General features: G+C 71.0%; 33 protein-coding genes. 21 read left to right on the forward strand and 12 right to left on the reverse strand.

What is annotated here, in order from left to right; translation table 11 throughout:
* Window positions 1-5: 5 nt before the first annotated feature.
* Window positions 6-1,691 (reverse strand): nitrite/sulfite reductase, encoded by a 1,686-nt coding sequence (locus BLT28_RS34845; protein WP_030426397.1) that lies wholly within the window; start codon window positions 1,689-1,691, stop codon window positions 6-8.
* Window positions 1,692-1,959: 268 nt separating this feature from the next.
* On the opposite strand from BLT28_RS34845, the gene hemW reads away from it, so the two are divergent.
* From hemW to BLT28_RS34890, 9 genes are all read left to right on the forward strand, one after another.
* The gene (hemW, locus tag BLT28_RS34850) at window positions 1,960-3,174 is read left to right on the forward strand and encodes a radical SAM family heme chaperone HemW (RefSeq protein WP_030426396.1); all 1,215 of its coding nucleotides are present in this window, start codon (window positions 1,960-1,962) and stop codon (window positions 3,172-3,174) included.
* A gap of 90 nt (window positions 3,175-3,264) precedes the next feature.
* Window positions 3,265-4,287 carry a heat-inducible transcriptional repressor HrcA gene (gene hrcA / locus BLT28_RS34855; RefSeq protein WP_030426395.1) on the forward strand — a complete coding sequence of 341 codons (1,023 nt, stop codon included), beginning with the start codon at window positions 3,265-3,267 and terminating at the stop codon, window positions 4,285-4,287.
* A 67-nt stretch (window positions 4,288-4,354) separates the two neighbouring features.
* Window positions 4,355-5,515: a molecular chaperone DnaJ gene (gene dnaJ / locus BLT28_RS34860; RefSeq protein WP_030426394.1), complete on the forward strand. Its 1,161-nt coding sequence runs from the start codon at window positions 4,355-4,357 to the stop codon at window positions 5,513-5,515.
* Entirely contained in the window at window positions 5,512-6,261 is a 750-nt protein-coding gene (locus BLT28_RS34865) for a 16S rRNA (uracil(1498)-N(3))-methyltransferase (protein WP_030426393.1), read from the forward strand. Before dnaJ ends, BLT28_RS34865 begins: the two co-directional genes overlap by 4 nt.
* A 332-nt stretch (window positions 6,262-6,593) precedes the next feature.
* Entirely contained in the window at window positions 6,594-6,962 is a 369-nt protein-coding gene (locus BLT28_RS34870) for a histidine triad nucleotide-binding protein (RefSeq protein WP_030426392.1), read from the forward strand.
* A gap of 84 nt (window positions 6,963-7,046) precedes the next feature.
* Window positions 7,047-8,123: a PhoH family protein gene (locus BLT28_RS34875; RefSeq protein ID WP_030426391.1), complete on the forward strand. Its 1,077-nt coding sequence runs from the start codon at window positions 7,047-7,049 to the stop codon at window positions 8,121-8,123.
* Window positions 8,120-8,665, forward strand: a complete 546-nt coding sequence (gene ybeY, locus BLT28_RS34880; protein ID WP_030426390.1) for an rRNA maturation RNase YbeY — start codon at window positions 8,120-8,122, stop codon at window positions 8,663-8,665. The genes BLT28_RS34875 and ybeY overlap by 4 nt, the downstream gene beginning before the upstream one ends.
* Window positions 8,666-8,669: 4 nt before the next feature.
* Entirely contained in the window at window positions 8,670-10,001 is a 1,332-nt protein-coding gene (locus BLT28_RS34885) for a hemolysin family protein (RefSeq protein ID WP_052406687.1), read from the forward strand.
* Entirely contained in the window at window positions 9,994-10,338 is a 345-nt protein-coding gene (locus tag BLT28_RS34890; protein WP_030426388.1) for a hypothetical protein, read from the forward strand. Before BLT28_RS34885 ends, BLT28_RS34890 begins: the two co-directional genes overlap by 8 nt.
* Here the strand turns inward: BLT28_RS34890 and BLT28_RS34895 are convergent.
* Window positions 10,273-10,533, reverse strand: coding sequence for a hypothetical protein (locus BLT28_RS34895; protein ID WP_030426387.1), 261 nt, complete (start codon window positions 10,531-10,533; stop codon window positions 10,273-10,275). The two genes, BLT28_RS34890 and BLT28_RS34895, sit on opposite strands and share 66 nt — an antisense overlap.
* Window positions 10,534-10,757: 224 nt before the next feature.
* Between BLT28_RS34895 and BLT28_RS34900 the strand changes: the two genes are divergently transcribed.
* Entirely contained in the window at window positions 10,758-11,675 is a 918-nt protein-coding gene (locus BLT28_RS34900; protein ID WP_052406686.1) for a hypothetical protein, read from the forward strand.
* 74 nt (window positions 11,676-11,749) lie between these two features.
* On the opposite strand, the gene BLT28_RS34905 is transcribed toward BLT28_RS34900, so the two are convergent.
* On the reverse strand, window positions 11,750-13,135 hold the full coding sequence (locus BLT28_RS34905; protein WP_030426385.1) for a glycine--tRNA ligase: 1,386 nt from the start codon (window positions 13,133-13,135) through the stop codon (window positions 11,750-11,752).
* A 251-nt stretch (window positions 13,136-13,386) separates the two neighbouring features.
* Between BLT28_RS34905 and BLT28_RS34910 the strand changes: the two genes are divergently transcribed.
* Window positions 13,387-13,722, forward strand: a complete 336-nt coding sequence (locus tag BLT28_RS34910; RefSeq protein WP_030426384.1) for a hypothetical protein — start codon at window positions 13,387-13,389, stop codon at window positions 13,720-13,722.
* 12 nt (window positions 13,723-13,734) lie between these two features.
* Here the strand turns inward: BLT28_RS34910 and BLT28_RS34915 are convergent, their stop codons facing one another.
* Complete coding sequence (locus BLT28_RS34915) at window positions 13,735-14,118, reverse strand: antibiotic biosynthesis monooxygenase (RefSeq protein ID WP_030426383.1); 384 nt, start codon at window positions 14,116-14,118, stop codon at window positions 13,735-13,737.
* Between the two features lie 78 nt (window positions 14,119-14,196).
* Here BLT28_RS34915 and BLT28_RS34920 point away from each other — a divergent pair, with 78 nt between their 5' ends.
* From BLT28_RS34920 to BLT28_RS34930, 3 genes are all read left to right on the forward strand, one after another.
* Window positions 14,197-14,469, forward strand: a complete 273-nt coding sequence (locus BLT28_RS34920) for a hypothetical protein (protein WP_030426382.1) — start codon at window positions 14,197-14,199, stop codon at window positions 14,467-14,469.
* A 213-nt stretch (window positions 14,470-14,682) separates the two neighbouring features.
* Complete coding sequence (locus BLT28_RS34925; RefSeq protein ID WP_030426381.1) at window positions 14,683-15,009, forward strand: ArsR/SmtB family transcription factor; 327 nt, start codon at window positions 14,683-14,685, stop codon at window positions 15,007-15,009.
* On the forward strand, window positions 15,006-15,425 hold the full coding sequence (locus tag BLT28_RS34930) for a Fur family transcriptional regulator (protein WP_030426380.1): 420 nt from the start codon (window positions 15,006-15,008) through the stop codon (window positions 15,423-15,425). Before BLT28_RS34925 ends, BLT28_RS34930 begins: the two co-directional genes overlap by 4 nt.
* A 10-nt stretch (window positions 15,426-15,435) precedes the next feature.
* Here BLT28_RS34930 and BLT28_RS34935 read toward each other — a convergent pair whose 3' ends face one another.
* From BLT28_RS34935 to BLT28_RS34950, 4 genes are all read right to left on the reverse strand, one after another.
* Complete coding sequence (locus BLT28_RS34935) at window positions 15,436-16,161, reverse strand: TIGR03943 family putative permease subunit (RefSeq protein WP_030426379.1); 726 nt, start codon at window positions 16,159-16,161, stop codon at window positions 15,436-15,438.
* Complete coding sequence (locus tag BLT28_RS34940) at window positions 16,158-17,177, reverse strand: permease (protein ID WP_030426378.1); 1,020 nt, start codon at window positions 17,175-17,177, stop codon at window positions 16,158-16,160. Before BLT28_RS34940 ends, BLT28_RS34935 begins: the two co-directional genes overlap by 4 nt.
* A 63-nt stretch (window positions 17,178-17,240) precedes the next feature.
* Window positions 17,241-17,672, reverse strand: coding sequence for a hypothetical protein (locus BLT28_RS34945; RefSeq protein WP_030426377.1), 432 nt, complete (start codon window positions 17,670-17,672; stop codon window positions 17,241-17,243).
* Window positions 17,669-18,481, reverse strand: coding sequence for an isoprenyl transferase (locus tag BLT28_RS34950; RefSeq protein ID WP_030426376.1), 813 nt, complete (start codon window positions 18,479-18,481; stop codon window positions 17,669-17,671). The genes BLT28_RS34945 and BLT28_RS34950 overlap by 4 nt, the downstream gene beginning before the upstream one ends.
* Before the next feature lie 75 nt (window positions 18,482-18,556).
* Here BLT28_RS34950 and BLT28_RS34955 point away from each other — a divergent pair, with 75 nt between their 5' ends.
* From BLT28_RS34955 to BLT28_RS34970, 4 genes are read left to right on the forward strand one after another with little or no spacing between them, the layout of a single operon-like run.
* Window positions 18,557-18,886 carry a hypothetical protein gene (locus tag BLT28_RS34955; protein WP_043810047.1) on the forward strand — a complete coding sequence of 110 codons (330 nt, stop codon included), beginning with the start codon at window positions 18,557-18,559 and terminating at the stop codon, window positions 18,884-18,886.
* A gap of 15 nt (window positions 18,887-18,901) precedes the next feature.
* Entirely contained in the window at window positions 18,902-19,819 is a 918-nt protein-coding gene (era, locus tag BLT28_RS34960) for a GTPase Era (RefSeq protein ID WP_030426374.1), read from the forward strand.
* Window positions 19,820-19,843: 24 nt separating this feature from the next.
* Window positions 19,844-20,581, forward strand: a complete 738-nt coding sequence (gene recO, locus BLT28_RS34965) for a DNA repair protein RecO (protein ID WP_030426373.1) — start codon at window positions 19,844-19,846, stop codon at window positions 20,579-20,581.
* On the forward strand, window positions 20,578-21,177 hold the full coding sequence (locus BLT28_RS34970; protein ID WP_030426372.1) for a GNAT family N-acetyltransferase: 600 nt from the start codon (window positions 20,578-20,580) through the stop codon (window positions 21,175-21,177). Before recO ends, BLT28_RS34970 begins: the two co-directional genes overlap by 4 nt.
* On the opposite strand, the gene BLT28_RS34975 is transcribed toward BLT28_RS34970, so the two are convergent.
* On the reverse strand, window positions 21,174-21,902 hold the full coding sequence (locus BLT28_RS34975; protein ID WP_030426371.1) for a Type 1 glutamine amidotransferase-like domain-containing protein: 729 nt from the start codon (window positions 21,900-21,902) through the stop codon (window positions 21,174-21,176). The two genes, BLT28_RS34970 and BLT28_RS34975, sit on opposite strands and share 4 nt — an antisense overlap.
* A gap of 54 nt (window positions 21,903-21,956) precedes the next feature.
* Between BLT28_RS34975 and BLT28_RS34980 the strand changes: the two genes are divergently transcribed.
* The 3 genes from BLT28_RS34980 to BLT28_RS34990 all read left to right on the forward strand — a co-directional run bounded on the left by BLT28_RS34980 (window position 21,957) and on the right by BLT28_RS34990 (window position 24,557).
* Window positions 21,957-22,643: a YdcF family protein gene (locus BLT28_RS34980; protein ID WP_043810045.1), complete on the forward strand. Its 687-nt coding sequence runs from the start codon at window positions 21,957-21,959 to the stop codon at window positions 22,641-22,643.
* Between the two features lie 20 nt (window positions 22,644-22,663).
* Complete coding sequence (locus tag BLT28_RS34985) at window positions 22,664-23,929, forward strand: deoxyguanosinetriphosphate triphosphohydrolase (RefSeq protein WP_030426369.1); 1,266 nt, start codon at window positions 22,664-22,666, stop codon at window positions 23,927-23,929.
* Window positions 23,930-23,990: 61 nt separating this feature from the next.
* Window positions 23,991-24,557 (forward strand): carboxymuconolactone decarboxylase family protein, encoded by a 567-nt coding sequence (locus BLT28_RS34990; protein ID WP_030426368.1) that lies wholly within the window; start codon window positions 23,991-23,993, stop codon window positions 24,555-24,557.
* Here the strand turns inward: BLT28_RS34990 and BLT28_RS34995 are convergent.
* The 3 genes from BLT28_RS34995 to BLT28_RS35005 are packed head-to-tail and all read right to left on the reverse strand — an operon-like array spanning window position 24,554 to window position 26,652.
* A complete protein-coding gene (locus BLT28_RS34995; RefSeq protein ID WP_030426367.1) occupies window positions 24,554-25,387 on the reverse strand; it encodes an ABC transporter permease in 834 nt (277 codons plus the stop codon). The genes BLT28_RS34990 and BLT28_RS34995 overlap by 4 nt on opposite strands.
* Window positions 25,384-26,262: an ABC transporter ATP-binding protein gene (locus BLT28_RS35000; protein ID WP_030426366.1), complete on the reverse strand. Its 879-nt coding sequence runs from the start codon at window positions 26,260-26,262 to the stop codon at window positions 25,384-25,386. The genes BLT28_RS34995 and BLT28_RS35000 overlap by 4 nt, the downstream gene beginning before the upstream one ends.
* Window positions 26,263-26,652, reverse strand: coding sequence for a GntR family transcriptional regulator (locus tag BLT28_RS35005; protein WP_030426365.1), 390 nt, complete (start codon window positions 26,650-26,652; stop codon window positions 26,263-26,265).
* Between the last annotated feature and the right edge of the window lie 10 nt (window positions 26,653-26,662).

The raw sequence follows: 26,662 nt of genomic DNA on the forward strand, positions 1-26,662 counted from the left end.
GGCGCTCATTGCAGATCCGCCTCCTCGGCGCGCGTGACCCACTGAGCGAAGCGCTCGCCGTCTTCGCGCTGCTTCACGAAGTTGCGCACCACGCGCTCGACGTAGTCACCGAGCTCGGCCGAGGTCACCTTGTGGCCGCGCAGCTTCCGCCCGAAACCGGAGTCCAGGCCGAGCCCACCGCCCAGGTGCACCTGGAAACCCTCGACCTGCTTGCCCTCGGCGTTGGTGACGATCTGCCCCTTGAGGCCGATGTCGGCGACCTGGATGCGGGCGCAGGAGTTGGGGCAGCCGTTGATGTGGATGCTCACCGGAGTGTCCAAAGTGGACTGCACGTCGGCCAGTCGCTCTTCGAGCTGCTCGACCAGGGAGAGCGCGCGGGCCTTGGTCTCCACGATCGCGAGCTTGCAGAACTCGATCCCGGTGCACGCCATGGTGGAGCGCCGCCACGGCGAGGGGTCGGCCCGCAGCCCGAGCTTGGCCAGCTCCTCCGTCAGCGTCGGCACATCCTGCTCGGCGACGTCGAGCACGACGACCTTCTGCAACGGGGTGAACGCGACCCGCCGCGACCCCGCCCGCTCCGCCGTCTTCGCCAGCGCCACCAACGTGGAACCCGAGACCCGCCCGGCCACCGGAGCGGCCCCGACGTAGAACTTGCCGTCCTTCTGCGGGTGCACGCCGACGTGGTCGACCGTCCGCGCGAGCTGTTCCGGCGCGGGCCCGTCGAGCATCGGGCGCTTGAGGTACTCGGTCTCCATGACCTCGCGGAACCTCGCCACGCCCCAGTCCTTGACCAGGAACTTGATCCGCGCGCGGTGCCGCAGCCTGCGGTAGCCGTAGTCGCGGAAGACGCTGATCACGGCCTCCCACACGTCCGGGACCTCGTCCAGCGGGATCCACACGCCCAGCCGCTGCGCGATCATCGGGTTGGTCGAGAGCCCGCCGCCGACCCACAGGTCGAAGCCCGGCCCGTGCTCGGGGTGCTCCACCCCGACGAAGGAGACGTCGTTGACCTCGTGCGCGATGTCCTGCTGCCCGGAGATCGCCGACTTGAACTTGCGCGGCAGGTTCGAGTACGCCGGGTCGCCGATGTAGCGGCGGACGATCTCGGTGATCGCGGGCGTTCCGTCGATGATCTCGTCGGCGGAGATCCCGGCCACCGGTGAGCCGAGCACGACGCGGGGGCTGTCGCCGCACGCCTCGGTGGTGCTCAGGCCGACCGCCTCCAGCTTCTGCCAGATCGTCGGCACGTCCTCGATGCGGATCCAGTGGTACTGGATGTTCTGCCGGTCGGTGATGTCGGCGGTGTCGCGCGCGTAGGTCTGGGAGATCTCGCCCACCACGCGCAGCTGCTCGGTGGTCAGCGCGCCGCCGTCGATGCGCACGCGCAGCATGAAGTACTCGTCGTCCAGCTCTTCCGGTTCCAGCACCGCGGTGCGCCCGCCGTCGATCCCCGGCTTGCGCTGGGTGTAAAGCCCGTACCAGCGGAAACGCCCGCGCAGGTCACCCGGGTCGATCGAGTCGAAGCCGCGGTGCGCGTAGATGTTCTCGATGCGCGCGCGGACGTTGAGCGGGTTGTCGTCCTTCTTGGAGCGCTCGTTGGGGTTCAGCGGTTCGCGGTAGCCGAGCGCCCATTGCCCCTCGCCCCGGCGCTGCTGAGGGCGCCGGGTTGGTGTGGTGGTAGGGGGGACCATTCCGTCCTCCGGGGGTCTGGAGCGCTGGGCGCGCAGGCAGAGCCCCGAACGAGACGGGTGGGAACCTCAGCCGACGCGACCGGCGCCGGCTGGATGAAGACAGACTTCGGCGCGGGTCAGAGACCGCGCCGACACAGGGAACTGGCCACGCGCAACTGATCGACGTGGCGTCGAGCCACGAGCGGCAGGCCATCCGAGGTCATGCCCCGACGATGCCACGCGTCCACGGCTTGGTCTAGGACCATCCGGATACTGAGACACTGGTGATATGCCCTCTGCTCTTCCCACCGGCGATCCGGCCCCGTCAAGCGGGGAATTGCCGCCTTCCGCGCTGGAGGGCCTCGGTACCCGTCCGTTCGGCGTGTACGTCCACGTGCCGTTCTGCGCGGCCCGCTGCGGCTACTGCGACTTCAACACCTACACGCCAGGGGAGCTGGGTTCGTCGGCGTCCCCGGAGTCCTGGCTCGCCGCCTTCAAGCACGAGCTGTCCCTCGCGGCGCGGGTCCTCGGCTCGGCCCCGCCGGTCGAGACGGTCTTCATCGGTGGCGGGACGCCCTCGCTGCTCGGCGTCCCCGGGCTGACCGAAGTCCTCGACGGCATCCGCTCCACCTTCGGGCTCGCCCCCGGCGCCGAGGTCACCACGGAGTCCAACCCGGAGTCGACCTCGCCGGAGTTCTTCGCGGGCCTGCGCGAGGCGGGCTACAACCGGATCTCGCTCGGCATGCAGTCTGCGGCCAGCCACGTGCTGAAGATCCTGGACCGCAAGCACACCGCGGGCCGGGCCGTCGCCGCCGCCCGTGAGGCCCGCGCAGCCGGCATCGAGCACGTGAACCTCGACCTCATCTACGGCACGCCGGGAGAGACCGACTCCGACCTCAAGGCGTCCCTGGAAGCCGTGCTGTCGGCGGGCGTGGACCACGTCTCCGCCTACGCGCTGATCGTGGAGGAGGGCACCGCGCTGGCCCGCCGCATCTCCCGCGGCGAGCTGCCCGCGCCCGACGACGACGTCCTCGCCGACCGCTACGAGATGATCGACGACATGCTCAGCGGCGCGGGCATGCGGTGGTACGAGGTGTCCAACTGGGCCGTTCCCGACGTCGGCGCGGAGTGCAGGCACAACCTCGGCTACTGGCTCGGCGGCGACTGGTGGGGCTTCGGGCCCGGCGCGCACAGCCACGTCGGCGGTGTCCGCTGGTGGAACGTCAAGCACCCCGCGCGCTACGCCTCCGTCCTGGCTTCGGGCGACTCGCCCGCGGCGGGCCGCGAGACCCTGACGCCCGAGGAGGCGCGGTCCGAACGCGTCCTGCTGGAGATCCGCCTCGCCCAGGGCATGCCGTTGTCCGAGCTGCCCTCGCCGTCGGAGGCCTCCCGCGCCGCCGCCGACGGCCTCCTCTCCCCGGAGGCGCTCGCCGAGGGCCGCTGCGTCCTCACCCGCCGGGGGCGCCTCCTGGCCGACGCCGTGGTCCACCGCCTCCTCGCCTGATCCAGTCGGTGCGACCGCATAGAATTGGCGTTCACACGGGTGAGTGTGTGCTCCCGGGTCGGTGATGACTGTGTTCGGAGGTGACGTGCGGTGAACGCAGACGAGCGGCGTTTGCAGGTACTTCGCGCCATCGTCGCGGACTACGTGTCCACACACGAGCCAGTCGGCTCGAAGGCCATCGTCGACCGGCACAACCTCGGTGTGTCCAGCGCCACGGTGCGCAACGACATGGCCGCGCTGGAGGAGGAGGGCTACATCGCCCAGCCGCACACCAGCGCGGGGCGGGTGCCGACGGACAAGGGCTACCGGCTGTTCGTCGACCGGCTGCACGAGGTCAAGCCGCTGTCGTCGGCCGAGCGCAGGGCCATCCAGCACTTCCTCGAAGGCACCCTGGACCTGGACGAGGTGATGCGCCGCAGCGTGCGGCTGCTCGCCCAGCTCACCAGGCAGGTCGCGGTCGTGCAGTACCCGACCCTGACGCGCTCCACGGTGCGGCACGTCGAGGTGGTCCCGATCACCCAGGCCCGGCTGATGCTGGTGCTGATCACCGACACCGGCCGGGTGGACCAGCGCGTCGTCGAGCTCGGGGACGTGATCACCGAGGACGCCACCGCCCGCATCCGCACGGTGCTGAACTCCACCCTGGTCGGCCGCAGGCTCACCGAGGCCTCCGCCCTGGTCGCCGAGCTGCCCGAGGAGGCGCCGCCGGAGCTGCGCGACGCCATGCTGCGGGTCTGCACGGTGCTGATCGAGTCGCTGGTGGAGCACCCCGAGGAGCGGCTGGTGCTGGGCGGAACCGCCAACCTCACCCGCAACGTCACCGACTTCCCCGGTTCCCTGCGCAAGGTGATGGAGGCGCTGGAGGAGCAGGTCGTCGTGCTGAAGCTGCTCGCGGCCTCGCGGGACCCGTCGACCGTCACCGTGCGGATCGGCGAGGAGAACGAGGCCGAGGAGATGCGCAGCACCTCGGTGGTCTCCATCGGTTACGGCTCGCCAGGCATGATCCTCGGCGGCATGGGCGTCGTCGGGCCGACGAGGATGGACTACGCGGGAACCATGGCGTCGGTGCGAGCCGTTGCCGCATACGTGGGAGAGATCCTGGCCGGTCGTTGACCGGCCGGACCGGATTGACCGAACTGGCCGTGACGCGCGCACGCGCGCCGCGGCGGGAGGATTCGCAGTGGCCAGGGACTACTACGGCACGCTCGGAGTGAGCCGGGACGCAACGCCCGAGCAGCTCAAGCGCGCCTACCGCAAGCTCGCCCGCGAGCTGCACCCCGACGTCAACCCTGACCCGGAAGCCCAGGAGCGCTTCCGCGAGGTCAGCGCCGTCTACGAGGTGCTCTCCGATCCGGAGAAGCGCAAGCTCGTCGACCTCGGCGCCGACCCGCTCGACCCGTCCGCCGGGATGCGCGGCGCGGGCGGTGGCATGGGTGGCGACCCGTTCGGCGGGTTCGGCCTCGGCGACATCATGGACGCCTTCTTCGGCGGCGGGGGCGGCGGCGGGCGCGGGCCGCGCAGCCGGGTCCAGCCCGGTTCGGACGCGCTGATCCGCGCCGAGCTGACGCTCGAGGAGTGCAACAGCGGCGTCACCCGCGAGATCAGCGTGGAGACCGCGGTCCTGTGCAGCAGCTGCTCCGGCTCCGGCTGCGCCGGCGACTCCCGCCCGGTCACCTGCGACACCTGTGCCGGGCGCGGCGAGGTGCAGTCCGTGCAGCGGTCCTTCCTCGGCCAGGTCGTCACCGCGCGCCCCTGCCCCACCTGCCGCGGCTTCGGCGAGGTCATCCCCGACCCGTGCCAGCAGTGCGGCGGCGACGGCCGGGTCCGCGCGCGGCGCACCATCACCGCGAAGATCCCGCCGGGCGTCGCCGACGGCATGCGGGTGCGGCTGGCCAGCCAGGGCGAGGTCGGCCCCGGCGGCGGCCCTGCCGGTGACCTCTACGTGGAGGTCGAGGAGCTGCCGCACGAGGTCTTCACCCGCGACGGCCACAACCTGCACTGCACGATCCGGGTCCCGATGACCGCGGCGGCGCTGGGCACCTCGATCCCGCTGGAGACCCTGGACAGCGAGGAGGAGCTGACCCTGGAGCCGGGCACCCAGCCCAACACCGAGCTGGTGCTCAGCGGGCGCGGCATGCCCCGCCTGCGCTCCTCCGGGCGCGTCGACGGCCGCGGCAACCTGCACGTGCACGTCGAGGTCGTGGTGCCGACCAAGCTCGACAGCAAGCAGGCCGACCTGCTGCGGCAGCTGGCCATGCTGCGCGGCGAGGACCAGCCGGAGCTGGCCACCAACGGCCGGGGTCACGGCGGCGGTCTGTTCTCCCGGCTGCGCAGGCGTTGACCTCCACCAGCGGTCTGCCGGTCTTCCTGGTGGACGCCCTGCCGCCGGGGCCGACCGCGGTGCTCGACGGCCCCGAAGGCAGGCACGCCGCCACGGTGCGCAGGCTCCGCCCCGGCCAGCGACTGCTGCTCTCCGACGGCGTCGGTGGGCTCGCGGACTGCGACATCGAGCACGTCGACGGCGATGTGCTCCGCCTGTCGGTGCGCCGGGCCTGGCAGGAGCGGGTGCCCGCGCCGCGCGTGGTGCTGGCCCAGGCGCTGATCAAGGGCGACCGCGGTGAACTCGCGGTCGAACTGGCGACCGAGGCGGGCGTGGACGCAGTCCTCCCGTGGCGCGCGTCCCGCTGCATCGCCCGCTGGGACGACGGCCCGCGCGGGGCGAAAGCGCTGGCCAAGTGGCGTTCCACCGCGCGCGAGGCGGCGAAGCAGGCCCGCAGGTCCCGCCTGCCCGAGGTGGGCGAGCCGGTCAGCACGAAACAGCTCGCCGGGCTCATCCGCGCCGGGGCCGCGGCCCTGGTCCTGCACGAGTCGGCCACTGCGCCGTTGACCGAGATCCCGCTGCCCGCCGAAGGCGACCTGATCATCGTGGTCGGACCGGAGGGCGGCATCACCGACGACGAGGTCGCCGCGTTCACCGAGGCGGGCGCGCACACGGTGCGGCTGGGGCCCACGGTGCTGCGCGCGTCGACCGCCGCGGCGGTGGCTCTGGGTGCTCTGGGAGTGCTCACCCAGCGATGGCAACGCTGAGCGCACTATGCCGCCATCGGATACGAAGCCCCCTTACATAACCGAATGGGCGCATTAGGGGCTCGAACGGCCCCTATAGCTACCGGAGTATGTAGCGGACCCCCTCAGGCACGCGTTACTCTCGGTGTCCACGGCAGCGGAGCCGCCCAGGCGGGTTCCACCGTGGGTGACCTCGGGTGACGGGCACCCGAAGGATCGCCGGACACCTCCCCCCTCGGTCCGGCGTGGGCTGCGCTGCGGCGGAGTAACCCCCAGGCTCCGCCGCAGCGCGTCCCCTTCCCCTTGCGGACCAGCGTTCTTCTGGCCGGCCGGCGGCCACTAGCCTCTTGGGCATGAGTGCTGCGCAGGCGGAGTGTCTGTTTTGTCGGATCGTGGCGGGGCAGATCCCGGCCAAGGTCGTGCACGAGAGCGAGAACGTGCTCGCGTTCCGGGACATCAACCCGCAGGCGCCGACGCACGTGCTGGTGATCCCGAAGGAGCACCACCCGCACGCCGCCGCGCTCGCCGCCGCCCGGCCCGAGGTGACCGCCGAGCTCGTCGCGGCCGCGGGGGCCATTGCCGAGCAGGAGGGAATCTCCGAGGCCGGCTACCGGTTGTTGTTCAACACGGGGGAGCAGGCCGGGCAGACCGTCTTCCACGCGCACCTGCACGTGCTCGGTGGTGAGTGGCTCGGCGGCCTCGTCGGCGGAGAACTGCGCTAATGCGGTGGGGACGGTTCCGCCGGGGCGGCTAGCATCTTCTCCTGTTCAGAAGTGGCACACACCAGGAAGCAGGCCCGAGCGGATTTGGCCGGAAGCGCACAGGACGAGGCAGCCCGTTCCACCGAACCCAGCGACGGGGGGCAGGACGGCACGGCCCGCGAGGGCACCCAGTCCAAGCTGATCGTCCCCGACGACGCCGTGCTGGCGCTGCTGGGTTCCAGCGACGAGAACCTCCGCCTCGCGGAGGAGCTGCTCGCCGCGGACGTGCACGTCCGAGGCAACGAGATCACCCTGTCCGGCGGCGCCCAGGACGTGCTCTTCGCCGAGAAGGTCTTCACCGAGCTGATCGCCATGGCCAAGGGCGGCCAGCAGGTCGGGCCCGACGCCGTGCGGCGCAGCGTGGCGATGCTGGCCACCGGCGGCAAGCAGTCGCCGGCCGAGGTGCTCGGCCTCAACATCATCTCCAGGCGCGGCCGCACCATCCGGCCGAAGACGCTGAACCAGAAGCTCTACGTGGACGCCATCGACGCGCACACCGTGGTCTTCGGCATCGGCCCGGCGGGCACCGGCAAGACCTACCTGGCGATGGCCAAGGCCGTGCAGGCGTTGCAGGCCAAGCAGGTCTCCCGGATCATCCTCACCCGCCCCGCGGTCGAGGCGGGGGAGCGGCTCGGCTTCCTGCCCGGCACGCTCTACGACAAGATCGACCCCTACCTGCGCCCGCTCTACGACGCGCTGCACGACATGATCGACCCGGAGTCGATCCCCAGGCTCACCGCGGCGGGCACCATCGAGGTGGCGCCGCTGGCCTACATGCGCGGCCGCACCCTCAACGACGCGTTCATCATCCTCGACGAGGCGCAGAACACCACGCCCGAGCAGATGAAGATGTTCCTGACCCGGCTCGGGTTCGGCTCCAAGATCGTGGTCACCGGCGACGTCACCCAGGTCGACCTGCCCGGCGGGCAGAAGAGCGGCCTGCGCGTGGTCCAGGACATCCTGACCCAGGTCGACGACATCCACTTCTCGCAGCTGACCAGTCAGGACGTGGTGCGGCACCGGCTCGTCGGGGACATCGTGGACGCCTACGAGCGGTGGCAGGTCACCCAGGACGACGGTCAGCAGGACCGCGGCGGCAAGGCTCGGAAGGGACGCCGGTGAGCATCGAGATCGCCAACGAGTCCGGAGTGGCGGTCGAGGAGACCTCGATCGTCGCGGCGGCCCGGTTCGCGCTGGACCGGATGAACGTCAGCCCGCTCGCCGAGCTGTCGGTGCTGCTGGTGGAGCTGGACGTGATGTCGGACCTGCACGAGCGGTGGATGGACCTGCCGGGGCCCACCGACGTGATGGCCTTCCCCATGGACGAGCTGGACTCCGCGCGCCGTCCCGACGCCGCCGGGGTGGGCCCCGCGCTGCTCGGTGACATCGTGCTCTGCCCGGCCTTCGCCAAGGACCAGGCCCGCAAGGCCGGGCACGCGCTGATCGACGAGCTGCACCTGCTCACCGTGCACGGGGTGCTGCACCTGCTCGGCTACGACCACGCCGAGCCGGAGGAGGAGAAGGAGATGTTCTCGCTGCAGAACAGGATCCTCGCCGACTTCCGCGCGCAGCGGGCCGAGGAGCAGCGCCGCGCCGCCCAGCGCAGCGTCGACGACCGGGTGCTCGGCGCGGTCGGCCTCGACGAGGACCAGACCGGCGGCTGAGCCCATGACCAGCTCCACCGCGCTGATCGTGCTGGCGGTGCTGCTCGTGCTCGCCGCAGGGGCTTTCGGTGCCGCGGACGCCGCCTTCGGAACGGTGTCCAGGGCGCGGGTGGACGCGCTGGTGCGGCAGGGCCGCCTCGGCGCGCGCCAGCTCTCGTTGGCCATTGAGGACAGGCCACGGCACATCAACCTGTTGTTGTTGCTGCGCCTGGCTTGTGAGCTGTCCGCGACCGTGCTCGTGACCATGGTCTGCTTGCGGCACATCGACCCGGACTGGGTCGCGTTGCTCACCGCCGGGCTCAGCATGCTCGTGGTGTCCTACGTCCTCGTCGGTGTCGGACCGCGCACCATCGGCCGCCAGCACCCTTACGCGGTCGGCATGGTCGTCGCGGCGCCGGTGCGCGTACTCGGCATCGTGCTGGGGCCGTTGAGCCGTCTGCTGATCCTCATCGGTAACGCGATCACACCGGGCAAGGGCTTCCGCGAGGGCCCGTTCTCCTCCGAGGTCGAGCTGCGCGAGCTCGTCGACATGGCGCAGGAGCGCGGTGTCGTCGACGACGACGAGCGCGAGATGATCCACTCGGTGTTCGAGCTCAGCGACACCATCGCCCGCGAGGTGATGGTGCCGCGCACCGAACTCGTCTGGATCGAGCGCACCAAGACCGTGCGCCAGGCGCTCGCGCTCAGCCTGCGCACGGGTTTCTCCCGCATCCCGGTGATCGACGAGTCGGTCGACGACGTGGTCGGCGTGGTGAACATCAAGGACCTGGCCCGGGCGTCCACTGTGGACTACGAGACGGCGTGCCGCACCACGGTGGACGAGCTGATGGGACCCGCCGAGTTCGTCCCGGACTCCAAGCGCCTCGACGAGCTGCTGAAGGAGATGCAGCTCTCCCGCAGGCACATGGCGATCCTGGTCGACGAGTACGGCGGTACCGCGGGGCTGCTGACCATCGAGGACATCATCGAGGAGATCGTCGGCGAGATCACCGACGAGCACGACGCCGACGAGCGGCCGCCGGTGGAGGAACTGGCCGACGGCGCGGCGCGGGTCTCCTCGCGGCTGCCTGTCGAGGACCTCGGCCAGCTCTTCGGCGTGGAGCTGGACGCCTCGGAAGTGGAGACCGTCGGCGGGCTGATGGCCCAGCGCCTGGGCCGGGTGCCACTGCCCGGCGCCGAGGCGGAGATCGAGGGCCTGCGGCTGCGCGCCGAGGGCGGCAAGGACCACCGCGGGCGGATGCGGATCACCACCGTCCTGGTGCACAGGGCGAACAACGGCAACGGGCGCTCCGCCGAACGCGGCGAGGAGCGGGAGGGAGTCGACGGCCATGGCTGAGCAGCGGGAGCTGGACCCCGAGGACGCCAAGATCGTCACGCTGGCCAGGTCCGCGCGGGCGCGCACGGGAGCCGCCGAGGGCGCCGCGGTCCGCGACACGGACGGCAGGACCTACTCGGCGTGCACGGTCGCGCTGCCCTCGCTGCGGCTGACGGCGGTCCAGGCCGCGGTGGCGGCGGCTGTCGCCAGCGGGGCCGAGGGGCTGGAGGCGGCCGCGGTCGTCACCGGCGCCGACGCGGTCGACGCCGATTCCCTCGCCGCGGTGCGGGATCTAACGCGCACCGCCACCGTGCTGCGTGCCGACACCGCCGGCGCGGTGCTCGAAGTACTCGGCTGACTCCGGGGTGAGCTGCTGCGGGATGGCGCGTTCGGCCAGCGCCTCGTCGATGTAGTCCAGCAGCAGCCGCCGTTCCCGGCGCCAGCGGCGCTGGAAGTGGAAGCCGATCAACAACATGTACGCGGGCGGCAGCAACAGCCACACCAGGAACAGCGCGATCCCGGTGCCGTCGCGGGCGAGCTCGGACCAGAGCATGTAGTGACCATAGTCACGCAGCGGTCAACGTCGAGCACTCCACGTGAGCGCCCGCCGATCGGGCGACCGCAACGAGGGTGACCCACTGCGAGCCCCGGCTCCCGAGCGGGCGAAAGCCACCCTCGCCACGCCCGCCACCGGCGAGTTGTCCACAGCGGATCCCGTTGTCCACAGATCTCCGGCAACGGCCGCCCGCCGTCCCGGCACCGCCGCATTCTCGACCCATGCCCACCAGCCGCACGGTCATCGACCTCGATGGCCTCGCCACCGTCTTCCCGCACGGGGTCGCCAGGATCAGCGCCCTGGTCGCCCTGGGGATCAGCTCCCCGTCCGCCTACCGCCGCTGCCAGCCCGGCGGCCCGTGGCGGTCCCTGTTCCCCGGGGTGCTCCTGCTCGGCCCGGAGCCGCCGACGCGGGCGCAGCTGGTCCAGGGCGCGCTGTGCTTCGCCGGCCCCGAGGCGGTGGTCAGCGGCCACGACGCGCTCCGGCTGCACGGCGCGCGCATCACGGAGGTGGGCGGCCAGGTCCACCTGCTGGTCCCGCACGGGCGGCAGCTGCGCAGCTGCCGGACGCTGTTCGTGGAGCGCACGCGGCGTATGCCCAGACCCGTGCTGCGCAAGGGATTCCTGACCACTCCGGTGGACAGGGCGCTGCTGGACACGCTGCGCAGGATGCGACATCCGATGACGATGCGCGCGCTGCTGCGGGAAACGGTGTACCGCTACCAGCTCGACCCGGCCGAGCTGCTGTGCGAACTGTCGCTGGGCAGCGCGCGCGGCTCGGCCTATCCCAAGCGGTTGCTGGCCGAGCTGACCGATCCGCGCGCGGTGGAGTTCTCCCCGCGCCGGGTGGTGCAGCTGTCCGGCGTGCCGAAGCCGATGTGGAACGTCCGGGTCCGGGCCGCCGACGGTGACGTGATCGGCTGGGCGGACGCGTGGTGGGACGAGGTCGGGATGGCCTGGCGGGTCGTGGAGAACCGCCTCGCCGGGACCGCGAGCGTCGAACTCACCAGGACCGGCGTGATCGTCGTGCGCACGGCCAGGAACCACCTCCTCGGCGACGCGGCGGACGTCGCCGGGGAGCTCCGAAGGGCCTACGCCCGAGCGCTTCGCAGACCACGCCCCCAGGTGGTCGCGGCGTGACGGGCGTAGCGAGGGTGGCCTTCACCCGTGCCCCCGACACCGTGAAGGCCACCCCGCCCGAGCGCGTCCGCCGGTCAGCAGCCGAGCAGCTGCCCGGCCAGGTAGGACTCCAGCTGGTCCATGGCCACCCGCTCCTGGGTCATGGAGTCCCGCTCCCGCACGGTGACCGCGTGGTCGGCCAGGGTGTCGAAGTCGACGGTCACGCAGAACGGCGTGCCGATCTCGTCCTGGCGGCGGTAGCGCCTGCCGATCGCGCCGGCGTCGTCGAAGTCCACGTTCCAGTGCTTGCGCAGCTGCGCGGCCAGGTCGCGGGCCTTCGGCGAGAGGTCGGAGTTGCGCGAGAGCGGCAGCACGGCCACCTTCACCGGCGCGAGGCGGCGGTCCAGCCGCAGCACGACCCGCTTGTCCACCCCGCCCTTGGCGTTGGGCGCCTCGTCCTCGGTGTAGGCCTCCAGCAGGAACGCCATCATCGGCCTGCCCACACCCGCGGCGGGCTCGATGACGAACGGCCGGTACCGGGAGTTCGTCGCCTGGTCGAAGTAGGTCAGGTCGACGCCGGAGTGGTTGGAGTGCGTGGTGAGGTCGAAGTCCGTGCGGTTGGCGATGCCCTCCAGCTCGCCCCACTCCTGCCCGGCGAAGCGGAAGCGGTACTCCAGATCGACGGTGCGCTTGGAGTAGTGGGAGAGCTTCTCCTTGGGGTGCTCGTAGTGCCGCAGGTTCTCCTGCGCGATGCCGAGGTCGGTGTACCAGCGGGTGCGCTCGTCGATCCAGTACTGGTGCCATTCCTCGTCGGTGCCGGGCTCGACGAAGAACTCCATCTCCATCTGCTCGAACTCGCGGGTCCGGAAGATGAAGTTGCCCGGGGTGATCTCGTTGCGGAACGACTTGCCGATCTGGCCGATGCCGAACGGCGGCTTGCGGCGGGCGGTCGTCTGCACATTGAGGAAGTTGATGAAAATGCCCTGCGCGGTCTCCGGCCGCAGGTAGTGCATGCCCTCCTCGGTCTCCACCGGGCCGAGGTGGGTCCGCAGCAGGCCGTTGAACATCTTCGGCTCGGTGAACTGTCCGCGGTTGCCGCAGTAGGGGCACGGCACGTCGGAGAGGTCGCCCTCGACGAGCTCCTTGCCGGTGCGCTCGGAGTACTCCTCGGCGAGCTGGTCGGCGCGGTAGCGGCGGTGGCAGGACTGGCACTCCACCAGCGGGTCGACGAACTCGGCGACGTGGCCGGAGGCCTCCCACACCTCACGGGGCAGGATCACCGAGGAGTCGATGCCGACGACGTCCTCCCGGCTCTGCACCATGAACTTCCACCACTGGCGCTTGATGTTGTCCTTCAGCTCGACACCGAGCGGACCGTAGTCCCACGCGGACCTGGTACCGCCGTAGATCTCCCCGCAGGGGTAGACGAAGCCACGGCGCTTGCAGAGGCTGACGACGGTGTCGATCTGATCGGCGGGCACGAACGCTCCAGGCGGGTGTTGACTAGCACTACTTCAGGAGTTCGCAAGCGTAGCGGCCCTGCTCACCGGCCCCGAAACGGGATTCGCGCACGCCCGCGGGCCGCGAAGCGCCACCCCCGGGTCGTCGCGTCGATGCCGGAGTTCACCCGGTCGGGCCGAGAGCGGCTTTCAATTAGACATGCATTCGTGCGCATATGAGGATTTGTCTCCTCAGGGCCATCGACCCGGTGGCCGCGACCAGAGGAGCGACCATGAGCGCGGCACTCGACCACCGCCCCGCGGAGACCCACCAGCACACCCACGGCCCCGGCTGCGGCCACGACGCGGTCCTCCACGGCGATCACGTGGACTACCTGCACGACGGGCACGTGCACCGCGAACACCGCACCCCGGAGGGCGTCCACTACGACGAGTGCGACGCCTGCACGTGCGCCGACTGCTCGGACAACTGCGCGGTCTGCTCCTGCGACGACTGCTCGTGCCCGACGTGCAACCACGCCACCTGCCAGTGCTCGGGCTGCTCCGACTCGTGCCAGAACTGCACGTGCGCCGACTGCAGCTGCCCCACCTGCACCCACGCGGCCTGACCCGCCGGCGGATCAGCGAGGGGTGGAGCGGGGTTCGGCGGCTTCACCGAGGCGGACGGTTCCGGCGTCCTCGGCCAGCAGGCTGGTGTGGTCGGTGACCGCGCCGCCGGTGGCTTCGGCGAGGACCTCGTAGGCCGCGGGCTCGTCGGGCAGGGCCTCCGAGAGCAGCGGGATGACGTGCTCCCGGACCTCGAAGGGGGAGAGCGCGCGGCGGTAGGCCACCACCGACTCGAACTCCACCACCAGCACCCAGCGGTCGGCCTCGTCGGTCGCCCTGGCGAGGCGGCCGGAGCGGCAGCGGGGCTGCGCGGTGAGCAGTTCGAGGGCGCGCCGGGCCCGAGCGGTGAAGGACTCGACCTCGGCTTCGGTCACGGCGAAGCGGCATACCAGCAGCACCCGGCCATCCTGGCAGGATGGCCGCGCGTCCCGGTCCGACGGGGCGTGGATGATGGGCGCCGAGGATGAGGAGCCGCCATGAACCAGCGCAGGTCGCGCGCTCAGCTGCTGCCGGGCAGCGGTCCGCTCTCCCGGGTCCCACCGGCCGCGGCGTTCCTCGGGGTGCTCGTGCTGTTCGTGGCCGGAGTCCTGATCAAGGGGATCGTCGGCGCGGTGCTGCTCGGCCTGCTGACGCTGGGCGTGCTGGCGTTGCTCGTGGCCACGTGGCGGGTGCTGTCCCCGGTCGATCGGGTGATGCGGTTCGTGGTGTTCGTCGTGATGGTCGCGGTGACGGTCTCGGTGCTGGGCTGACCCGGTGCCGGTTGGTCCTGGGCGGGCCGCACGCGGGCGAACACGATTACCGTCGTCTCCTAGAATGGCGGGTAGCCTTGCGCTCCCGGGTTCGAGCACTGATGGAGAGGAGCCCTGTCCGCCGTGAGTCAGGACCCCACGTCGCCGGCACCGCACGGCGTTGCGGACGGTCCCGTTCTCGCGCCGGTCGAGGCCGCTCCCGCCGGGGAGCACGTGCACTCCCACGACCGCACGCCACCACCGCCCGCGCCGCGCCGTGACACGAAGTCGCTGGTCGCCGCGGGTGACCTGCTGCGAGCCCTCGCGGCGCCGGTGCGGATCGCCATCGTGTTGCAGCTGCGCGAGTCCGAGCGGTGCGTGCACGAGCTCGTCGACGCGCTCGGCGTGACCCAACCCTTGATCAGCCAGCATCTGCGCGTGCTGAAGTCGGCCGGTGTGGTGCACGGCGAACGGCACGGCCGCGAGGTCGTGTACCGGCTCGCCGACGAGCACCTGGCGCACATCGTGATCGACGCCGTCGCGCACGTGGAGGAAGCGTGACCATCAGCGATCGGCCGACTCCGGCGGTGCCCGGACTGCGGGCCACCAAGCAGCGGGCGGCGGTGTCGAAGCTGCTCGACCAGCTCGACGAGTTCCGTTCCGCCCAGGAGATCCACGAGGAGCTCCGGCGCCGCGGTGAGGGCATCGGCCTGACCACCGTGTACCGGACCCTGCAGAGCCTGGCCGACGCCAGCGAGATCGACGTGCTGCGCACCGGCTCCGGCGAGGCGATGTACCGGCGCTGCTCCGCGCACCACCATCACCACCTGGTGTGCCGCAGCTGCCAGCGCACCGTCGAGGTCGAGGGCCCCGCGGTCGAGCGGTGGGCCGAGAAGATCGCCGCCGAGCACGGCTTCTCCGAGGTCAGCCACACCATCGAGATCTTCGGCACCTGCGCCGACTGCACCCGTTCCTAGCCGGGCGGGCTCACTCGTAGGGCATCTCGGGGATGGGGATCTGCTTGATGCTCGTCACCGTCAGGGACGGGGTGTAGGAGTTGGCCTCCGTCGCCGTGCCGGGCTGGATGCGGCCGGTGACCTCGACCCAGCTGTCCACGGCGTAGCCGGACGCGCTCGGATCGCCCTCCAGGCGCACGCGCACGGGGGTGGCGTCGGCGGCGCAGCAGCCCATCACCAGCCGCGCCATCAAGGTGGAGTTCTTGTCCCGCACGATGAAGCCGCTCATCCGGACCGTGCGGTCGTTGAGGGTGTTGGCGTCGTCCCACGCGGACCGGGTGACGAAGTCGGTCATCGTGATCGGCACGACGTCGCCGGGCGGCAGCGGGTCGAACTTGGCACCGCCGGTCTTGCGCTCGCTCTGCGCGACGGAACGGCCGTCGTTGCGGGTGACCGAGTCCGACCCGAGCGCGGGCGGCGCGATCAGGAAGATCGCCAGCACCGGGAGCATCAGCATCCAGCTGCTGCGGCCGTGGGCGTGCTCGTGCGCGTCACCGTCGGCGGCCGCCCCGCGCACGTGCTTCTTCAGGTCGCGGGCGATGGCGAAGAGCGCGAGCAGTACCATGACCGCGCCGGTCGCGAGCACCATCCACTGGAACGACGGCTTCACGTAGTTCAGGTACGCGCCGGTGAACCCGATCTTGAGCAGGGCTCCGCCGAGCAGGACGAGCAGGATGTTCTGCGTCTCACGCTTCATCGAAATCCTCCGAAGACCACCAGGCCCGCGCCGACCGCGCACAGGATCGCCACCACGAACGTCAGCGGGGCGAAGCGCACCGCGAACGGGCGGCCGAAGGCGCCGGCCTGCATCGCGATCAGCTTCACGTCCACCGCCGGGCCCACCACGAGGAACACCAGCCTGGGCAGCAGCGGCAGCATCGACAGGGACGCCACCACGAACGCGTCGGCCTCGCTGCACAGCGCCAGGATCACCGCGAGCAGCGCCATCACGATCACGCCGAGCACGAGCTGACCGCCGAGCGAGGTCATCCACGAGCCGGGGACGAGCACGTGCAGCGCCGCCGAGGTGACCCCGCCGAGCACCAGGAACCCGCCCGCCTCGACCAGGTCGTGCCGCGCTGTCTCGGTGAAGATCGTGAACTTCGAGTCGCCCGCCTTCGGCTCGTGCCTGCGCAGCGCGCGCTCGGCGATCCACTCCGCCTTGCCCAGCCGCAGCCACAGCCAGCCCATGACCACGGCGGTCAGGAACGAGCCGAGGAAGCGCGCGAGCACCATCAGCGGCTCCCCGGGGAACGCGACGGCCGTGGAGACCAGCACGATCGGGTTGACCGCGGGGGCGGCCAGCAGGAACGTGAGCGCGGCGGCCGGGGCGACGCCCTGCTGCATCAGCCTGCGGCTCAGCGGCACCGAGGCGCACTCGCAGCCGGGCAGCGCCATACCCGCGACCCCGGCGACCGGGACGGCGAGCGCGGACCTGCGCGGCAGCGCCTTGCGCAGCGCGCTCATCGGCACGTACGCCGCGATCAGCCCGCTGAGCAGGACGCCGAACACCAGGAACGGCAGCGCCTGCACGCACACGGCGACGAAGATCGTCGAGCCGGTGCGCAGCTCGGGCACGTTGAAGAACTCCGTCAGCGGTGTCCGGAAGACCAGTGCCAGCACCAGCACGAGGCACAGCACTTCCAGCGATGACGGCACCCAGCGGCGGCGCTCCTCTGGAGCCTCCGGCTCGGCCTCGGTGGTCGTGGTCACCCGGACATGGTGCCAGGCCGATCCGAACAGCTGTTACCGACGATCGCTGCTACCAACGCCGGATCACGCGCGGTGCCGGGGTCCCTTCGGCGCGGCGAGCGAATCCCGCAGCTTCGAGCTGTTGCCGATCATGATCCCGAACAGCGTGCCGAGCGCGTCCCTGCTCAACCCCTCCGCCGGGAACTCGTAGCGCAGCGTCACGTCCATCTTGCCGTCGTTGCGCGTGATCACCGGGGTGCCGCCGAAGGGCAGCTCCGACGCGCGCTCGACCGCGGCCACCGCCAGCTCGGAGTCGTCGGGCAGGTTGACCGCCACGACGCACATCGAGCTGAGCACCACCAGGCCCTCGGCAAGCTGCGCGGCCTGCACCATCCACGGGACGCCGGAGTGCTCGAAGAACAGCGCGCCCTCGTCGTCGACGCGCACCTCGTGGTAGGTCTCCAGGGCGCCGCGCGCGTGGCTGAGCAGCGCCGCCGTGTTCGCCGCCTCGTTCACCTCGCCGCCACCGGGTTCGGCTCGGCCCCGCCGTAGCGGCGGTCCCGCTTGGCGAAGACCTCGCAGGCGTGCCACAGGTCGCGGCGGTCCATGTCCGGGAACAGCTTGTCCAGGAACACCAGCTCGGCGTACGCGGACTGCCAGAGCAGGAAGTTCGAGGTGCGCTGTTCGCCCGAGGTGCGCAGGAACAGGTCGACGTCGGGCATGTCCGGCTCGTCGAGGTAGCGCGCCAGCAGCTTCTCGTTGATCTTCTCCGGGTTGATCTCCCCGGTGGCCACCCTGCGGCCGATCTCCCGCGCCGCGTCGGCGATCTCCGCGCGCCCGCCGTAGTTGACGCACATGGTGAGCGTCAGCACGTCGTTGTCCTTGGTCTGCTCCTCGGCGGCCTCCAGCTCCTTGATCACGCTGCGCCACAGCTTCGGCCGCCGCCCCGCCCAGCGCACCCGGACGCCGATGGAGTCCATGTAGTCCACCTGGCGGTGGATGGTGTCGCGGTTGAAGCCCATCAGGAAGCGGACCTCGTCCGGGCTGCGCTTCCAGTTCTCGGTGGAGAAGGCGTAGGCCGACAGCCACTTCACCCCGGCGTCGACGGCGCCGTTGACGAGTTCGATCAGCACGGCCTCGCCGCGCTTGTGACCCTCGATCCTGGGCAGCCCGCGCTCCTTGGCCCACCGGCCGTTGCCGTCCATCACCAGCGCGATGTGCTTGGGCACGAAGTCGGCGAGCACGGTGGGGAACGTCGCACCGGAGGGGTGCGCCTCAGGAGCCTGGATGTCGGTCCGCGTGCGGCCGGAACGCCGTCGCAGCATGGGTTCGCCTTCTTTCCCTGCGAGTTCAGCCGCCGATCCTACGCAGTGCCCGAGCGCGGGATAGCGTGGCCTCTCGTGATCTCTCCGGCCGTTCGCCTCACCGTGTGCCGGGACTGCTGTTGCGGCAACGCGACCAAGCACCCCGGTGTCGACCACGACGCGCAGCTGGCCCGGCTGCGCGAGATAGCCGGCGCGAGCGGGGCCGCGGTCACCGTCTCCGACTGCCTCGACGTGTGCGAGCACGCCAACGTCGTCGTGGTCCACCGCAGGGGGGAGCGGCCCGCCTGGTTCGGCTTCGTCAAGGGCGACGGCGTGCTCGACGACCTGCACGAGTGGATCAAGAACGGCGGGCCCGTCCCGGACACCCTTGAGCTGCACCGGATCTCCCCGCCCGCCCGTTCCTGAACTCCTGCTGCGAGAATGACCGGCGTGACCAGCCCCCAAGACGCACACCGGTCCGGGTTCGCCTGTTTCGTCGGCCGCCCCAACGCGGGCAAGTCGACCCTGACCAACGCGCTGGTCGGCTCCAAGGTCGCGATCACCTCGGACAAGCCGCAGACCACCCGGCACACCATCCGCGGCATCGTGCACCGCGAGGACGCGCAGCTGATCATCGTCGACACCCCGGGCCTGCACCGGCCGCGCACGCTGCTCGGGCAGCGGCTCAACGACCTGGTCATGGAGACCTGGTCGGAGGTGGACGTGATCGGCCTGTGCGTCCCCGCGGACCAGAAGGTCGGCCCCGGCGACAAGTTCATCGCGGGGGAGCTGGCGAAGGTCGCCCGCAAGACCCCGGTGATCGGGATCGTCACCAAGACCGACCTGGTCTCGCCGAAGCAGGTCGCCGAGCAGCTGCTCGCCCTGCAGCAGGTGATGGAGTTCGCCGAGCTGATCCCGGTCTCGGCGGTGGACGGCTACCAGGTCGGGCTGCTGGCGGACCTGCTGGTCGGCCGGTTGCCCGAGGGCCCGCAGCTCTACCCGGAGGGGGAGCTGACCGACGAGCCGGAGCAGACGCTGGTCGCGGAGCTGATCCGGGAGGCCGCGCTGGACGGGGTCCGCGACGAGCTGCCGCACTCCATCGCCGTCACCGTCGAGGAGATGCTGCCCCGCGAGGGCCGCGACGACATGCTGGAGATCCACGCGCTGCTGCACGTGGAGCGGCAGAGCCAGAAGGCCATCGTGATCGGCCGCGGCGGCGAGCGGCTGAAGCGGGTCGGGATGACCTCCCGCAAGCAGATCGAGAAGCTGCTCGGCAGCAAGGTCTACCTGGACCTGCGGGTGCGGGTGGCCAAGGACTGGCAGCGCGATCCCAAGCAGCTGCGCCGCCTCGGTTTCTGACCGGAGAAGTGGGAGAATGCGCTGGTGAGCCTGTACCGCGACACCGGTGTGGTGCTGCGGGTGCAGAAGCTGGGTGAGGCCGACCGCATCATCACGCTGCTGTCCCGCCAGCACGGCAAGGTGCGCGCCGCCGCGAAGGGCGTGCGCCGCACCAGCTCCCGGTTCGGCGCGCGGCTGGAGCCGTTCTGCCACGTCGACGTGCAGTTCTACACGGGACGGACGCTCGACGTCGTCACGCAGGTGGAGACGGTGGACGCGTTCGGCACCGGCATCGTCGGCGACTACCCGCGCTACACCTCCGCCTGCGCGGTGCTGGAGACCGCCGACCGGCTCACCGCCGAGGAGGGCGAACCGGCGCTGCGGTTGTACCTGCTCGTCGTCGGGGCGCTGCGGGCGCTGGCGGGGCGGGAGCGCGACCCGGCGCTCGTGCTGGACGCTTTCCTGTTGCGCGCCATGGCTTTTGCGGGTTGGGCGCCCGCGGTCGCCGAGTGCGCGCGCTGCGGTACCCCTGGCCCGCACCGGTCGTTCAGCGTTCCGGTCGGCGGCGCGGTCTGCGGCGGCTGCCGCCCCGCGGGCGCGGCCAAACCGGCCCCGGACACCTTCCGGATGCTCGACGCGCTGCAGCACGGCGACTGGTCGCTCGCGGAGAGCATGCCCAACACGATCCGCCGGGAGAGCAGCGGTCTGGTCGCCGCGCACCTCCAGTGGCACCTGGAGCGGCAGCTGCGCTCGCTCCCGCTGGTCGAACGGCAGCGGGTATGACGATCCGTCCTTACCGCCCAAGCGATTTCGAGGCCGTGTACCTCATCTGCAAGGCGACGGCGGACGCGGGCGCCCCGATGACCGGGCTGCCGGACCCGGACATCGTCGGGCACTGCTTCGCGGGCCCCTACGTCACCTTCGAGCCCGAGCTGGCCTTCGTCCTGGAGGACGACCAGGGTGTCGCGGGCTACGTGATCGCGGCGCTGGACACGACGGCGTTCGAGAACCGTTGGCGTGCCGAGTGGGCGCCGAGGTTCATCGAGAGCCACCCGCCACCCTCGGTGTCCGCCGAGCCCGAGGCGGACGCGTGGCTGCGGGAGTACCTGCACAACCCGTCGTCCCCGGCGGCGACGGACTTCCCGGACCACCCCTCGCACCTGCACATCGACCTGCTGGCGCGGGCGCGGGGCGGCGGGCACGGTCGCCGACTGCTGGCCACGCTCTTCGATGCCTTGCGCGCCAAGGGTTCTCCGGGTGTGCACCTGCTGGTCGGGCGGAACAACACCGGCGCCATCGCGTTCTACCGCGCGGTCGGCTTCACCGAACTGACCACATCGGTGCCCGGCCTCGCCGCCTTCGGAACGCGGCTGGACTAGATCCGGCGCACGTCCAGTGCGGTCTCGGTGACCTTGCCGTCCGCGTCCCGCTCGACGACGTAGGCGCCGGAGTTCTTGCGCTCCGCCAACGCTTCCACGAGTTCCGTGCCGTGGTACAGCAGCCCCGCCCCGTCGTCGGTGCAGTAGGTCCGGCCCAGTTCGCCCGAGGCCACGCCCGCGTGCACCAGGGGTCGTCGCCGCTTCTCGGAGTCGTAGTGGACCCCGTTGTGGAACGGCAGGAACCCCAGGCCGTTGTCGATCAGCCGCAGTTCCGGGCCGAAGGAGTCGGTCGGCCCGCCCCGGTGCCAGCACAGGGAGCCCGCCGACACCCCGGCCAGCACCACCCCGCTCTGCCACGCCTCGTGCAGCACCTCGTCCAGGCCGTGCACCCGCCACACCGCGAGCAGGTTGGCCACCGAGCCGCCGTGCACCCACACCACGTCGCAGCCCAGCACGAACCCGCGCAGGTCGTCGGTCGGCGGCATCGTGAACAGGTTGAGGTGCCGCGCCCGGTAGCCGGCCAGGTCGGCGGCCTCGGAGAAGTCGGCGTTCCACGCGCGCTGGTCACCCGACGCGGTGCCGATGTGGCAGATCACCGGCGTGCGCCCGCTCACCCCGGACAGCTCCACGGCGTGGTGCACCAGCGGCGCGAGTTCGATGCGGGTGCGGTGACCTGCGAGATAGCCACCCGAGGTGGCGAGGATGGTCGGCTGATCAGCGGGCATGCGCCGATCCTGTCATCCGGACCCGGCCGCTGCCGGAGGTGATCCTCTGCCACCATGGAGGCCGTGACGGAACCGGCTACGAGGAAACGTCCCAGCCGGGTGCGCTGGGTGCGGCGGGCCCTGTTCGGCGCTTTCCTGATCGCGGGACTCGTCGTCGGCGGCACGGCCGCAAGGATCTGGCAGGTGGCGCGCCTGGACGACCAGCGCCCCGCCGATGTCGTCGTCGTCCTCGGCGCGGCCCAGTACAACGGCAAGCCCTCCGAAGTGCTCGAAGCGCGCCTGGTGCACGCACAGCGCCTCTACGCCCGCGGGGTGGCGAAGACCATCGTCACGGTCGGCGGCGCGCGCGAGGGGGACGCGTTCAGCGAGGCCGAGGCGGGCAAGCGATGGTTGCTCGGCACGTCCACCCGCTCGGGCGCCCCCAAGGAGCCGGTGCCCTCTGATCGTGTGGTGGCGCTGACCACCGGCTCGGACACCCTCGGCAGCATCCGCGCGATCGCCGACGAGGCGAAGGCACAGGGCTGGAACAGCGCGGTGATCGTCAGCGACCCGTGGCACTCGCTGCGCTCGCGGACCATGGCGGAGGACTTCGGCCTCGCCGCTTGGGCGTCGCCGACCCGGCGCGGTCCGATCGTGCAGACCCGGGAAACGCAGTTCAACTACATCGTGCGGGAAACCGGCGCGCTGTTGTACTACCGCCTCACCCACGCACCCGCCAACGATCACACCGGCCTGGGCTGAATGGCCCTAGTCTTGCCCGCGTGACGAGCGCCGACTACACCCACGAGGACGCCGAGCGGCTGTACGACGAGCCCCCCAAGCTCGCCGCGGGCCTGTGGAGCGGCGCCGAGAACCGCAGCGACTTCGCCAGGGACCGCGCGCGGGTGCTGCACTCCGCCGCGCTGCGCCGCCTCGCGGCCAAGACCCAGGTCGTCGGCCCGGGCGAGGGCGACGTGCCGCGCACGCGACTGACCCACTCGCTGGAGGTCGCGCAGATCGGCCGGGGCATCGGCGCCGCGCTGGGCTGCGATCCGGACGTCGTCGACACCGCCGGGCTGGCGCACGACATCGGGCACCCGCCGTTCGGGCACAACGGCGAGCGCGCGCTCAACGAGATCTCCCAGTCGTGCGGCGGTTTCGAGGGCAACGCGCAGACGCTGCGCATCCTCAGCCGCCTCGAACCGAAGGTGCTCGGCCCCGACGGTCGCTGCTACGGCCTCAACCTCACGCGGGCCTGCCTGGACGCGGCCACCAAGTACCCGTGGGCCCGCAAGGAGGGCCGGGTGAAGTTCGGCGCCTACGCCGACGACCTGCACGTCCTCGACTGGGTCCGCAAGGGCGCCCCGAACGAGCACAAGTGCCTCGAAGCCCAGGTCATGGACTGGGCGGACGACGTCGCGTACTCCGTGCACGACGTGGAGGACGGGGTGCTGTCCGGCCGCATCTCGCTGCGCGCGCTCACGCACCCCGACGAGGTCACAGCGCTCGCAGAGTTGGCCGCGCACAACTTCTCCGACGAGCCCGTCGAAGCCCTCGAAGCCGCCGCGACCCAACTGCTCCAGCTCGACGTCGTGCGCGCCCTCGCGGAACACGAGTACGACGGCTCGCTGTCCACACAGGTCGCTCTGAAGCAGCTGACGAGCGAACTCGTCGGGCGCTTTGCCTCGGCCGCAGTCGTCGAGACGCGGCGTGTCCACGGAGACGGACCGCTGCGCCGCTACGACGCGGATCTGGAGATCCCGCACCAAGTGGCCGCGGAAGTCGCACTGCTGAAGTCCGTCGCTCTGCGCTACGTCATGAGCGACCCCGAACGGCTGGACCTCCAGCTGCGCCAACGACAGATGCTGACGGAGTTGGTCGCGGTTCTCGGGAGCCTCGCACCACGCGCGCTCGACCCGGCGTTCCGCCCCGCGTGGGAGGCAGCGACGACGGACTCCGAACACCTGCGCGTGCTCATCGACCAGGTGTCGCTGCTCACGGACACCCAAGCGATCGCGTGGCACGCGCGCCTGACTGGCAAGAACTGAGCTGTCACACCTCGCGCGGCGGCCTCGTCCTCTAGACGAACCACCAATCGAGGAGGACGCCATGCCCCGCATTCCCGCCGTTCCCTACGCCAAGGCCAGCAGGCTCACCCGGTTCTTCTACCGCTTCGCCAAGCGCAAGTTCGGCGCTGTTCCGGAGCCCATGTCGGTCCTCGCGCACCACCCGGGTGCGCTGGCCTCGTGGACCCTCATGGAGGGCAGCCTGGAGAAGGCGCTGCGCGCGCTGCCGGGGAGCCTGCGCGACCTGGCGGTCTACCGCGTCGCCACGGTTGTCGGGTGCTCGTGGTGCGTCGACTTCGGCACGATGAAGCAGCGCCTCGACGGGCTCGACATCGACCGTCTGCGTGAGATCGACGACTACGCCACCTCGGATCGCTTTACAGAGACCGAAAAGCGCGCGCTGGCCTACGCGGACGCGATGACCGCACAGCCGCCCACCGTCACCGACGAGCAGGTCGCGGAACTCGACGCCGAACTCGGTCACAAGGGACTGGCCGAGCTGACCTTCGTGATCGGCGTCGAGAACCTGCGCGCGCGGTGTTTCCACGCGCTCGGCATCGTGGACCAGGGATTCACGTCAGGCGACGCGTGCCGGGTGCCGCTGCCCTAGGCGACCGCGCGCCGCACCCACCAGAAGGCCACCACCAGGCAGCCGACCGTCAATCCGAGGTACAGCCCGGCCTCGATCAGCTGGAAGGTCCAGAACCGGTCGGCGGGCTGGTAGGTGGTGATGGGGACCAGCCCGTTGAGCCTGATCCCGGGGTCCGGGCCGACCAGCTCCTCGGGGGCGATCGTGGTCTGGCTCAGGAACCACCCGCCCTTGGTGGAAGCACCGGTCACGGTGATCGGTGTCAGGTAGTTCGGCCGCAGCCAGTTGACGCACACGATCGACACGGCCCAGGTCCCCACGATCGCCAAACCCATGGCGGCCACCGTCTTGCGGAGCACCGCGCCCGCGGTGACGCCGACCACGAAGGCGAACAAGCACGCGGCGGGGAAGGACAGCGGCCCCTGGTTGAAGATCCGGAACGCGCCCTCGTACGGAGCACCGTTGGTCGTGAACCACCACATGTGCGTCGCCGAGAACGCCGCCGCCAGCAGCACGACCGCGCTGCCGAGCACCAGCAGCTTGGTGCTCAGCCAGTGCCCGCGGGACACGCCCTGCGTCCAGGCGTAGCGCACGGTGCGGTGCTCGTACTCCGCGGCCAGCAGCGGCGCACCGAGGAACATCCCGATCAACGCGGGCAGCGGCAGGAAGATCTCGTTGATCTGCTCAAGGTACTGCAGCAGCCCTCCGATCCCGGAGGGGTTGGGGGAGCGCGCGGGCACGGCCGCGACACCTGTCAGCGTCGCGGTGACGAACAGCGCGGCCAAACCGAGGAACACGGCCGCGAAGGTGAACAGCGTTGTGCGGTGTTGCCGCCAAGTCATCCAGATCACGCGGCGACCTCCTGCGCACCCTGCGCGGACATGAACAGGTAGCGCATGACCAGTTCTTCGAGATTCACCCGCCGGACTCGCCAGTTCGCGTCGCCGACCGGCCGGATTCCTCGCACCAGCAAGGAAACCCTGCTCTCCAGGTCCTCGCGGTGCAGCACGTTCTGCTGCGCCGACACCAGGTCCGCGGTGGCCGCGGGACCGACGAGCAGCCGGTGCTGCTCCAGCAGGTCGTCGATGTCGCCGACCAGCTTCACGTGGCCGTGGTCGAGCACCACCAGGTAGTCGCAGAGCCGTTCCAGCTCCGAGACGACGTGCGAGGAGAGCACGATCGTGCAGTCCCGTTCGGCCTTCGCCGCCATCAGCGTGGACATCATCTCCCGCCGCGCCAGGGGATCGAGGCTGGCCACCGGCTCGTCCAGGATCAGCAGCTCCGGCTGCTTGGCCAGCGCGACCGCCAGCGCCACCTGCGCCCGCTGCCCGCCGGAGAGCCTGCCGACCTTCGTGGTGAGCGGGATGCCCAGCTCGGTCAGCCGCTCGGTGGCGATCCCGTCGTCCCAGCGCCGGTTCAGCAACCGGCCCGCCGTGAGCATCTCGCGCACCGTGAAGTCCCGGTAGAGCGAGTGCTCCTGGTCGATGTAGGACACCCGGTCCAGCACCGTGTCCGGGCCGACGCGGTCGCCGAGCAGTTCCAGCTCGCCCGTCGTCGGCCGCAGCAGGCCGACTAGCAGGTTCATCAGCGTCGACTTGCCGGCACCGTTCGGGCCGACCAGTCCGACCACCCGACCGGCGGGCACCTCCAGCGAGCAGTGCTGGAGGCCCCAACGGCGGCCGTAGCGGCGGCCCAGGTCCCTGGCCGTGATCGCGGCTTGCGTCACCTAGTTCTCCTCAGGACGGAACTCGTGCAGCACCGTCGCCACCAGGGCGGCGATGCCGTCGGAATCCATGCCGGCCCGGTAAGCGGTGGCCAGCCACTTCTCCAGGTCGGCACGCAGTTCGGCCTGCTGTTCCGCCGGCAGTCCGTCCAGGCCGCGTTCGATGAACGTGCCCAGTCCGGGGCGGCCCTTGGCCAGGCCCTTGTGCTCCAGTTCGCGGTAGGCCTTGAGCACCGTGTTCGGGTTGATGACCAGGCGTCTGGCCACTTCCTTGACGGTGGGAAGGCGATCGCCGACGTGCAGGTGGCCCAGGCGCAGCGCGCGCTCCACCTGGTCGACCAGCTGCCGGTACGGCGGGACGCCGGTGCCGACCTCGACCCGGAACTCGATCAAGAGATTCCCC

This window comes from Allokutzneria albata, assembly GCF_900103775.1.
In the GTDB taxonomy this organism is placed as follows: domain Bacteria; phylum Actinomycetota; class Actinomycetes; order Mycobacteriales; family Pseudonocardiaceae; genus Allokutzneria; species Allokutzneria albata.